Annotated in this window: 8 protein-coding genes; 3 read left to right on the top strand and 5 right to left on the bottom strand. The window is 44.7% G+C overall.

The window, feature by feature from the left end:
• Positions 1-76: 76 nt before the first annotated feature.
• The 5 genes from MSG34_RS06140 to MSG34_RS06120 all read right to left on the bottom strand — a co-directional run bounded on the left by MSG34_RS06140 (position 77) and on the right by MSG34_RS06120 (position 5,712).
• Positions 77-841 (bottom strand): transporter substrate-binding domain-containing protein, encoded by a 765-nt coding sequence (locus MSG34_RS06140; protein ID WP_061039640.1) that lies wholly within the window; start codon positions 839-841, stop codon positions 77-79.
• Positions 842-1,096: 255 nt separating this feature from the next.
• The gene (locus MSG34_RS06135) at positions 1,097-2,863 is read right to left on the bottom strand and encodes a transporter (RefSeq protein ID WP_048613936.1); all 1,767 of its coding nucleotides are present in this window, start codon (positions 2,861-2,863) and stop codon (positions 1,097-1,099) included.
• Positions 2,864-3,709: 846 nt separating this feature from the next.
• Positions 3,710-4,336 (bottom strand): bifunctional 4-hydroxy-2-oxoglutarate aldolase/2-dehydro-3-deoxy-phosphogluconate aldolase, encoded by a 627-nt coding sequence (locus tag MSG34_RS06130; protein WP_017069898.1) that lies wholly within the window; start codon positions 4,334-4,336, stop codon positions 3,710-3,712.
• Between the two features lie 73 nt (positions 4,337-4,409).
• Positions 4,410-5,342: a sugar kinase gene (locus MSG34_RS06125; RefSeq protein ID WP_017061485.1), complete on the bottom strand. Its 933-nt coding sequence runs from the start codon at positions 5,340-5,342 to the stop codon at positions 4,410-4,412.
• Positions 5,343-5,376: 34 nt separating this feature from the next.
• Positions 5,377-5,712, bottom strand: coding sequence for a cupin domain-containing protein (locus MSG34_RS06120; RefSeq protein WP_009846518.1), 336 nt, complete (start codon positions 5,710-5,712; stop codon positions 5,377-5,379).
• Between the two features lie 333 nt (positions 5,713-6,045).
• Between MSG34_RS06120 and MSG34_RS06115 the strand changes: the two genes are divergently transcribed.
• The 3 genes from MSG34_RS06115 (at position 6,046) to MSG34_RS06105 (ending at position 11,513) form a co-directional block, all read left to right on the top strand.
• On the top strand, positions 6,046-8,235 hold the full coding sequence (locus tag MSG34_RS06115; protein WP_050621209.1) for a heparinase II/III family protein: 2,190 nt from the start codon (positions 6,046-6,048) through the stop codon (positions 8,233-8,235).
• Positions 8,236-8,237: 2 nt separating this feature from the next.
• Positions 8,238-10,391 carry a heparinase II/III family protein gene (locus MSG34_RS06110; RefSeq protein WP_048607077.1) on the top strand — a complete coding sequence of 718 codons (2,154 nt, stop codon included), beginning with the start codon at positions 8,238-8,240 and terminating at the stop codon, positions 10,389-10,391.
• 324 nt (positions 10,392-10,715) lie between these two features.
• Entirely contained in the window at positions 10,716-11,513 is a 798-nt protein-coding gene (locus tag MSG34_RS06105) for a fumarylacetoacetate hydrolase family protein (RefSeq protein ID WP_248337235.1), read from the top strand.
• Positions 11,514-11,596: the final 83 nt, after the last annotated feature.

Raw genomic sequence — 11,596 nt, 5'->3', positions numbered from 1 at the left:
GCGAACCATTAAACCATAACGAAAGAGGCCAGCATTGCTGGCCTCTTTTTTGTTACGGTATAAACTGAAAAAGACGTTACTTAAGAGAGTTGTGGATCAGGAACTCTTCTTCAACACCTTTCAACTTCATTTCATCCATAATGAAGTTCACCGTATTCAACAAACGTTGTTCACCTTTAGGAATCAGGTAGCCGAACTGACTGTTGGTGAATGGAGTTTCGCAGCGTGCCGCTTCAAGACGTTCGTCAGTCACTTGATAGAACAGGCCTTCAGGGGTTTCTGTCACCATCACATCAACTTTACCTTCTGCTACTGCTTTCGGTACGTCGAGGTTGTTCTCGTAACGTGTGAAGCTCGCGTTTTGCAAGTTCGCATCGGCAAAGATCTCGTTAGTGCCGCCAATATTCACGCCCACACGAACAGAAGAGAGGTTCACCTTCTCAATGCTGTCGTACTGTTCTGCTGTGCCTTTCGCAACCAAGAAACACTTACCAAAGGTCATGTAGCCTTGAGTTTGTTCCGCGTTTAACTGACGCTGCATTTTACGCGTAATGCCGCCCATCGCGATGTCGTACTTATCGTCTTCTAGATCGGCCAGTAGATCTTTCCATGTGGTACGAACAATCTTCAATTCAACGCCTAATTGCTCCGCGATGTGCTGTGCAACGTCGATATCGTAGCCAGAGTAGCTTTTACCATCGAAGTAAGAGAAAGGCTTGTAGTCGCCAGTAGTACCCACACGAAGCGTGCCTGATTTTTGAATGTCTTCTAGCTGGTCAGCTTGTGCGACGCCAGAAAGTGCCAGAGCAATGGAAGCAAGTAATAGTGATGTTTTTTTCATTGTAATTGTCTGTTGTGTTTGTGTTGTCATTCAAAGTAACAGAAACAATCAGAGAAAGAGATCAAACCATTGGAAAGGTGGGAAAAGAAGATAAAACGAGGGCAGGAGATAGGTATTTCTACGGTTTGTGAGCATTGATCGAGATGCGTTTCATATTCTATTTTGATAAACCGAAGACAAACAAAAAGCCCATGTTATCGAATAACATGGGCTTCATTTTGGTTTAACTTGTTAGCTGCTTATTTAGCTATTTAGCTATTTAGCAACAGACTCGTTGTTCATCTTAGCCGGAGCTTTAGATGCGTTAACCAGTAGGATACCAACGGTTAGTACCATCGAACCACATAGTAGGAACAACAAGCGTCCTGTTGGTTCGTTTGGAATCAGAGCCATTGCTAGGATACCGAAACCTGCTGTGCTGATAAGCTTACCAAGCATTGAACGCTGTTTAGTATCTAGGTTTTGTTGCTCTTCACCTTCCGCTACAAGCGGCGTGTTCCAGTTAGTGAATAGTTGGTCAACTTCTTTCTCACGCTCTGGCGATAGGCCTTTGTAGAAGCGAGAAGTCATGATGAAGTAACCACCTGTGAACACTACGTGAGCAGCTAAGCTAAGACCTACTTTCAAGTCGCTCCATTCACGGCCTGTAAGCGCTGTTTCTAGACCAAATAGGTTCTCGATGTCTTCTGCTTGAAGAGAGATACCGAAGATGTAAGAAACGAAACCACCAACCACTAGAGTAGACCAACCAGCCCAGTCAGGTGTCTTACGAATCCACATACCTAGTAGTACAGGGATAAGCATTGGGAAGCCAATCAACGCACCTACGTTCATTACGATATCGAACAAGCTTAAGTGACGCAGAGAGTTAATGAATAGACCAATCGCGATGATGATAATACCCATCATGATAGTCGTTAGCTTACTTACAATAACCAGCTCTTTCTGAGTCGCATTTTGACGAAGAATCGGGCTGTAGAAGTTCATTACAAAGATACCAGCGTTACGGTTCAAACCTGAATCCATAGAAGACATCGTTGCAGCGAACATTGCTGACATAAGAAGACCAACCATACCTGCTGGCATTACGTTTTGTACGAATGCTAGGTAAGCAGCATCACCGGCTTTGTCGCCCATTGATGTGTATTGCTCAGCGAACTCAGGCATGAATGCACTAACGTACCAAGGTGGTAGGAACCAAATTAGTGGACCAACAACCATAAGGATACATGCTAGGCCTGCCGCTTTACGTGCGTTTTCACTGTCTTTTGCACATAGGTAACGGTAAGCGTTGATGCTGTTGTTCATTACACCGAACTGCTTCACGAAGATGAATACAACCCAAAGGATGAAGATGCTCATGTAGTTTAGGTTGTTACCTAACATGAAGTCGCCGTCGAAGTTAGCAACGATGTTAGTTAAGCCGCCACCGTGGAAGTAAGCTGCTACCGCACAAGTGATTGTCACGGCCATGATTACAAGCATTTGCATGAAGTCAGAAGCAACAACCGCCCAAGAGCCGCCCGTTACTGCCATCAATACTAGAACCATACCCGTTACCACAATGGTAGCTTCCATTGGGATGTTGAATACTGCTGCTACAAAGATCGCTAGACCGTTTAGCCAGATACCTGCAGAGATAAGGCTGTCCGGCATACCTGCCCATGTGAAGAACTGTTCAGACGTTTTACCAAAGCGCTGACGAATAGCTTCGATCGCCGTTACCACACGAAGTTGGCGGAACTTTGGAGCGAAGTACATATAGTTCATGAAGTAGCCAAAAGCATTGGCTAAGAATAGGATTACAATAACGAAACCGTCATTGAACGCGCGTCCTGCGGCACCTGTAAACGTCCATGCTGAAAACTGTGTCATGAAGGCAGTTGCACCAACCATCCACCACAACATTTTGCCGCCCCCTCTGAAGTAATCACTTGTAGAGGTGGTGAACTTACGGAACATCCAACCAATCGCGATTAAAAAGAAGAAGTAGGCGAGAACAACAAAAGTATCAATAGTCATCTTTTCAGCCTTTTAAATATCATAATTAACTGGGCTTAGATTAACGCGTCCCAAGGTTTATTTGTACTACAATATGTCTTTAGTATGATCTAGGTCGCATTGATTTTTCGATCTCCAATACGCATCTATATAAGTGGTTGTTTTGGTTGAATTTAAATGTGTGTGTATTTTGTTTGAGATCTAAAATAAATTGAGGGTTAAATGTTTATATGTATTACAATATAAGTAAAAGCGCTTACTTTGCCGTATCTATAAGATTTTAATTATAACCGTAACAAATGCGCTACAAATTGGTGTGTTGTGCGACGACATTCACGTTAATTTGGAACCCTATACTGAAAATTTTTGTATTGAGATTTCAAGTGTAGCTCATTGTTTTCACTTCGCTATTTTCTGTTTATCTGCGGCTATGAAGCCTTTCTATGCTATTTATTCATTTTTTCGTGCCATAGAGGCGCGTATTTGGAATTTTTGTCACTGAGTGGGCGTTAAACTGGACGGGCGGAACACACTTTCGCTCACTTTGTCTATTGTGGCTTTCAGTGCATGCTATGAGAGATGTTTGACGACGTATCGAAAAGGAACATTGCTGGGTAAGAAGCTGGATAGGCGATAGGGGGCACCAGTAACGTTTCGTTAGATGTGTGCTGAAGTCGATTGAAAGCTTACATTACTTGTTATTGCCTGTCTTAGTCGCGGAGCTGTGCGAACCCATAGAGAGAAAGGCGATAAGGTGTGGGGAAACAGAACGTTGATTGAGCGTGTTTTACGGTTAGTCAGCGCAATAAACGCCAGATAAAAAAAAGCCCCACCGAGGTGAGGCTTCATCACTAAATCTAAAATAGATTAAGCGTTAACGTGATCAACTGCGTCACGAACCAGCTTGCCTAGCTCGTCCCACTTACCTTCGTCGATAAGGTTAGTTGGAACCATCCAAGTACCGCCACACGCAAGTACAGAAGGGATCGATAGGTATTCATCAACATTCTTCAAGCTTACGCCACCAGTAGGCATAAATTTAACAGGGTAAACCGCTGTTAGTGCTTTAAGCATGCCAGTACCGCCAGAAGGCTCAGCAGGGAAGAACTTCAACGTGCGAAGGCCCATTTCCATTGCTTGCTCAACTAGGCTTGGGTTGTTAACTCCCGGTACGATTGCAACGCCTTTATCGATACAGTATTGAACAGTGCGCGGGTTGAAACCTGGGCTCACGATGAAATCAACGCCAGCTTCGATAGATGCGTCAACTTGCTCGTTAGTCAGTACAGTACCTGAACCGATTAGCATGTCTGGGAATTCTTTACGCATGATGCGAATCGCTTCGATTGCACATTCTGTACGTAGCGTGATTTCTGCACATGGCATGCCGTTTTCAACAAGTGCTTTACCTAGAGGGATAGCGTCTTCAGCACGGTTGATAGCGATTACAGGAATTACTTTTAGGTTTGCTAGTTGTTCATTTAATGTCGTCATGAATTCTTTCTCACGTTAAATGTGGGCTTGCTTTCAACTAAGCAAACCCTTGATTAATAGTTAAAGTGCGTAATTATAGAGACAGATCAGGCGTCGCTTCTAGAGGAATGATAGCACCTGGATGCTGAATCACAGTCCCTGCCACAATATGACCAGCTAACGCTGCATCACGTGCATTGCCACCGCTTAAGCGCTTAGCTAGGAAGCCCGCGCTGAACGAGTCGCCAGCCGCTGTAGTATCAACAATGTTGTCTACTGGGTTTGGAGCAACGTACTGAGCGCTTTGGCTCTCAACCACTAGGCAGTCTTTAGCACCACGTTTAATAATGATCTCTTTCACACCAGATTCAGACGTACGTGCAATACACTGTTCAATGCTTTCGTCGCCATACAACTCTTGCTCGTCATCGAACGTCAGTAGAGCCGTGTCTGTGTACTTAAGCATCTTCAAGTACCAAGAAATCGCTTCTTGTTGGCTTTCCCAAAGTTTTGGACGGAAGTTATTGTCGAAGAATACTTGGCCGCCTTGCGCTTTAAATTTGTCTAAGAAGTTGAATAGCTGCGTGCGTCCATTCTCTGTCAAGATAGCAAGCGTAATACCACTTAGGTAAACCGCATCAAAAGAGAATAACTTATCAAGTAGAGCAGGCGTGTCTTCCTGGTCAAACATGAATTTTGCTGCAGCATCATTACGCCAGTAGTGGAAACTGCGTTCACCAGTTTCATCGGTCTCGATGTAGTAAAGCCCTGGTTGTTTGTGATCAAGCTGAGCAATTAAGCTAGTGTCGATACCTTCCGCTTGCCACTTTTCTAACATGTCGGTACTGAATGGGTCAGTGCCTAGTGCTGTTACGTAGCTCGTGTTGATATCTTGCTCTTTTGTTAAGCGAGACAAGTAAAGTGCAGTATTTAGTGTATCGCCACCGAAACTTTGCTTAAGCCCGTCTTGTTTCTTTTGTAGCTCAACCATGCACTCGCCAATGACCGCGATGTTTAATGATTTCATATGCTTACCTTAGCAACTGAGGTTGCGCTGTTTATTATTTTAGGAAATCTTCACGCGCAGGGTTGAAGATATCAAGAAGGATGCTGTCTTGCTCTAGTGCAACTGCACCGTGCATCATGTGTTTACGAGCGAAGTAAGCATCGCCTTCTTTAAGGACTTTCTTTTCGCCTTCAATCTCAGCTTCGAAGCTGCCACGAACTACGTAACCGATTTGGTCATGGATTTCGTGAGTATGAGGGTGGCCAATCGCGCCCTTATCAAAACATAGGTGTACTGCCATTAGATCGTCAGTGTAAGCAACGATTTTACGCTTAATGCCGCCACCAAGTTCTTCCCATGGGTTTTCATCTAGGATAAAGAAAGAGTTCATTGTGTATCTCCTAATCTGTTTAAATCTTTTAAGTGTTACTTAACTTGCATCCATCATAAGGGAATGAGTCCAATTGTAATACAATATATCTAAATTTGTGTGATATTGATCAAGCGATACTTTATATAGCGTAAATAAATCAACAACTTAATAAATGGCCAATATTTACCATTAGTTAGCTACATCAATGACTTATAGCTAATTGTGTGACTCTACTCATCATTTAGCGACGAATAGGTATAATTAAAGCTCATATTGTATTACTTTATATGGAGTTTGAAAATTTAATCAAAGTTTAAGCAGATAAACTCTTTATTGAGGGTGACAAAGAATATGACGACTAAACCAGTATTGTTGACTGAAGCAGAAATCGAGCAGCTTCATCTTGAAGTGGGCCGTTCTAGCTTAATGGGCAAAACCATTGCAGCGAACGCGAAAGATCTAGAAGCATTCATGCGTTTACCTATTGATGTCCCAGGTCATGGTGAAGCTGGGGGGTACGAACATAACCGCCATAAGCAAAATTACACGTACATGAATCTAGCTGGTCGCATGTTCTTGATCACTAAAGAGCAAAAGTACGCTGACTTTGTTACAGAATTACTAGAAGAGTACGCAGACAAATACCTAACGTTTGATTACCACGTACAGAAAAACACTAACCCTACAGGTCGTTTGTTCCACCAAATCCTGAACGAACACTGCTGGTTAATGTTCTCAAGCTTAGCTTACTCTTGTGTTGCTTCAACCCTGACACAAGAACAACGCGACAATATTGAGTCTCGCATTTTTGAACCAATGCTAGAAATGTTCACGGTTAAATACGCACACGATTTCGACCGAATTCACAATCACGGCATTTGGGCAGTAGCGGCTGTCGGTATTTGTGGTCTTGCTCTTGGCAAGCGTGAGTACCTTGAAATGTCGGTGTACGGCATTGACCGTAACGACACTGGCGGCTTTCTAGCGCAAGTTTCTCAGCTGTTTGCACCGTCTGGCTACTACATGGAAGGTCCTTACTACCACCGCTACGCGATTCGCCCAACGTGTGTGTTCGCTGAAGTGATCCACCGTCACATGCCTGAAGTGGATATCTACAACTACAAAGGCGGCGTGATCGGTAACACAGTACAAGCGATGCTTGCGACGGCTTACCCGAACGGTGAGTTCCCGGCTCTGAATGATGCTTCTCGTACTATGGGTATCACAGACATGGGTGTTCAGGTTGCGGTAAGTGTTTACAGCAAGCATTACTCTTCTGAAAACGGTGTAGACCAAAACATTCTAGGTATGGCTAAGATTCAAGATGCGGTATGGATGCATCCATGTGGTCTTGAGCTATCTAAAGCTTACGAAGCGGCTTCTGCTGAGAAAGAAATCGGCATGCCTTTCTGGCCAAGTGTTGAATTGAACGAAGGCCCTCAAGGTCATAACGGCGCGCAAGGCTTTATCCGTATGCAGGATAAGAAAGGCGACGTTTCTCAACTTGTTATGAACTACGGCCAACACGGTATGGGTCATGGCAACTTTGATACGCTGGGTATTTCTTTCTTCAACCGTGGTCAAGAAGTACTGCGTGAATACGGCTTCTGTCGTTGGGTGAACGTTGAGCCTAAATTCGGCGGCCGTTACCTAGACGAAAACAAATCTTACGCTCGTCAAACAATTGCACACAACGCAGTAACGATTGATGAAAAATGTCAGAACAACTTTGACGTTGAACGTGCAGATGCAGTACACGGCTTACCACACTTCTTCAAAGTAGAAGACGAGCAAATCAACGGCATGAGCGCATTTGCTAACGATCATTACGAAGGTTTTGACATGCAACGCAGCGTGTTCATGCTAAACCTTGAAGAATTAGAATCTCCGCTACTATTAGATCTTTACCGTTTAGATTCTGAGAAAGGCGGCGAAGGCGAACATCAATACGACTACTCACACCAATATCAAGGTCAGATTGTTCGCACTAACTTTGAATACCAAGCAAACAAAGAGCTGAACACTCTAGGTGAAGACTTTGGTTACCAACACCTATGGAACGTGGCAAGCGGTGAAGTGAAGGGCACAGCACAGGTAAGCTGGCTACAGAACAACACTTACTACACGTGGCTAGGTGCAACGTCTAACGACAATGCTGAAGTTATCTTTACTCGCACTGGCGCTAACGACCCAAGCTTCAACCTACGTTCAGAGCCTGCGTTCATTCTACGCAGCAAAGGCGAAACAACATTGTTTGCTTCTGTTGTTGAAACGCATGGTTACTTCAACGAAGAATTCGAGCAATCAGTTAATGCACGTGGTGTTGTGAAAGACATCAAAGTAGTGGCTCACACGAATATCGGTTCGGTAGTTGAGATCACCACAGAGAAATCAAACGTGACAGTGATGATCAGCAACCAACTTGGCGCGACTGACAGCACTGAACACAAAGTAGAGCTGAACGGCAAAGTATACAGCTGGACAGGCTTCTACTCAGTAGAAACAACTTTAAACCCAGAATTAGCAGAGCAGGGGAAATAATAATGAGCTATCAACCACTTTTACTTAACTTTGATGAAGCAGCAGAGCTTCGTAAAGAACTTGGCAAGGATAGCCTTTTAGGTAACGCACTGACTCGCGACATTAAACAAACTGACGCTTACATGGCGGAAGTTGGCATTGAAGTACCTGGTCACGGTGAAGGCGGCGGTTACGAGCACAACCGTCACAAGCAAAACTACATCCATATGGATCTAGCGGGTCGTTTGTTCCTTATCACTGAGGAAACAAAGTACCGTGATTACATCGTTGATATGCTAACAGCGTACGCGACGGTATACCCAACACTTGAAAGCAATGTGAGCCGTGACTCTAACCCTCCGGGTAAGCTGTTCCACCAAACGTTGAACGAGAACATGTGGATGCTTTACGCTTCTTGTGCGTACAGCTGTATTTACCACACCATCTCTGAAGAGCAAAAGCGTCTGATCGAAGACGATCTTCTTAAGCAAATGATCGAAATGTTCGTTGTGACTTACGCACACGACTTCGATATCGTACACAACCACGGCTTATGGGCAGTGGCAGCGGTAGGTATCTGTGGTTACGCGATCAACGATCAAGAGTCTGTAGACAAAGCGCTTTACGGCCTGAAACTAGACAAAGTAAGCGGCGGTTTCTTAGCACAACTTGACCAACTGTTTTCGCCAGACGGCTACTACATGGAAGGTCCTTACTACCACCGTTTCTCTCTACGTCCAATCTACCTGTTCGCAGAAGCAATTGAACGTCGTCAGCCTGAAGTTGGTATCTATGAATTCAACGACTCAGTGATCAAGACAACGTCGTACTCTGTATTTAAAACAGCATTCCCAGACGGTACATTGCCAGCTCTGAACGATTCATCGAAGACAATCTCTATCAACGATGAAGGCGTTATCATGGCTACGTCTGTGTGTTACCACCGTTACGAACAGACAGAAACTCTGCTTGGCATGGCTGATCACCAACAAAACGTTTGGGTTCATGCTTCAGGTAAAACATTGTCTGACGCTGTTGATGCAGCAGATGACATCAAAGCATTCAACTGGGGTAGTCTGTTTGTAACGGACGGTCCTGAAGGCGAAAAAGGCGGCGTAAGCATCCTTCGTCACCGTGATGAGCAAGACGACGACACAATGGCGTTGATCTGGTTTGGTCAGCACGGTTCAGACCACCAGTACCACTCTGCGCTAGACCACGGTCACTACGATGGCTTGCACCTAAGCGTATTCAACCGTGGTCACGAAGTGCTGCACGATTACGGCTTCGGTCGCTGGGTAAACGTTGAGCCTAAGTTTGGCGGTCGTTACATCCCAGAGAACAAGTCTTACTGTAAGCAGACGGTTGCTCACAACACAGTAACGGTTGATCAGAAAACGCAGAACAACTTCAACACAGCATTGGCTGAGTCTAAGTTTGGTCAGAAGCACTTCTTCGTAGCAGACGACCAGTCTCTACAAGGCATGAGCGGCACTATTTCTGAGTACTACACTGGCGTAGACATGCAACGCAGCGTGATTCTTGCTGAACTTCCTGAGTTCGAAAAACCGCTAGTGATTGATGTGTACCGCATCGAAGCTGACGCTGAGCACCAGTACGACCTACCCGTTCACCACTCTGGCCAGATCATCCGTACTGACTTTGATTACAACATGGAAAAAACGCTTAAGCCGCTAGGTGAAGATAACGGTTACCAACATCTATGGAACGTGGCTTCAGGCAAAGTAAACGAAGAAGGTTCTTTAGTAAGCTGGCTACATGACAGCAGCTACTACAGCCTAGTAACCAGCGCGAATGCGGGCAGCGAAGTGATTTTTGCTCGCACTGGTGCTAACGATCCAGACTTCAACCTTAAGAGTGAGCCTGCGTTCATCTTACGTCAGTCTGGTCAAAACCACGTGTTTGCTTCTGTACTAGAAACGCATGGTTACTTTAACGAGTCTATCGAAGCCTCTGTAGGCGCTCGTGGTCTGGTTAAATCAGTATCTGTTGTGGGCCATAACAGTGTCGGGACTGTTGTTCGCATTCAGACTACTTCTGGTAACACTTACCACTACGGTATCTCAAACCAAGCTGAAGACACGCAGCAAGCAACTCACACTGTTGAGTTCGCGGGTGAGACATACTCGTGGGAAGGATCATTTGCTCAACTGTAAATGATTAACATACATGCCGTTTAACGATGGCTTGTATTGATGTGGTGCTTTGCGGGAACGAAGCATCACATTGAATTCAGTCGTGATTGCAAAATCGTTCGTTGAAACCAACAACGACTGAATATATCGGGAATAAGTCAAACCGAGTAACTCATTGCGAGTTGCTCGGTTTTTTTATGCGTGCTGCTTTTATAAGAAGGGGAAGAGAGGATGGGGCAATGGAGCTTCCCTTTTTCTTCGAATCCTACAGAGTGGGCTAAAGTATAAATTAGGATTTAAAAATGAAGGGATTCAAGGATGAAGTGGTTATTGGCAATAGTTACGATGTCTGGCGTCGCATTGGCGGCAGAAAATAACAGTGTTGAGGTGAGCAGTGAGCATTTCGTCCGTTATCAATACCAAGACAAAGTCAGCTATGGAAAGCTAGACAATGACGCAGTGTTACCGATCAGCGGCGATATCTTTGGAGAATATTCGGTAGAAAAAAATTCGATCCCGTTAGAGTCGGTTGAGGTGTTACTGCCGACAAAACCAGAGAAAGTCTTTGCGGTCGGAATGAACTTCGCTAGCCATTTAGCTTCACCTGCTGATGCACCACCGCCGATGTTTCTTAAACTTCCTTCTTCTTTGATTCTCACGGGCGAAGTGATTCAAGTGCCACCAAAAGCAAGAAACGTTCATTTTGAAGGCGAGCTGGTGGTTGTGATTGGGAAAGAGCTCAGTCAAGCCAGTGAAGAAGAAGCCGAGCAAGCGATTTTTGGCGTCACTGTGGGCAACGATATTACGGAAAGAAGTTGGCAAGGTTCGGATTTACAATGGCTCCGAGCGAAAGCTTCGGATGGTTTTGGCCCGGTTGGCAACACAATTGTGCGCGGCATTGATTACAACAATGTTGAATTAACCACTCGTGTTAACGGCAAGGTGGTTCAACAAGAAAATACTTCGTTCATGATTCACAAACCACGAAAAGTCGTGAGCTATTTGAGCCACTATTTTACCCTCAAACCGGGCGATCTTATTTTTATGGGAACGCCAGGTAGAACCTATGCTCTGTCCGACAAAGAGCAAGTGAGTGTCACGATTGAAGGGGTAGGGACTGTGGTCAACGAAGTGCGGTTCTGATGGTGAAAAATGTTTATCACGTTGCAATAAACGAAAAGCCTACTCATTGAGTAGGCTTTGATCTTATTACTAGCTAACCGTCT

Source organism: Vibrio sp. 1CM2L, from assembly GCF_023161695.1.
In the GTDB taxonomy this organism is placed as follows: Bacteria; Pseudomonadota; Gammaproteobacteria; order Enterobacterales; family Vibrionaceae; genus Vibrio; species Vibrio coralliirubri.
Note: the sequence above shows the minus strand (reverse complement) of the source record. Positions and strands in the feature narration are given on the sequence as shown.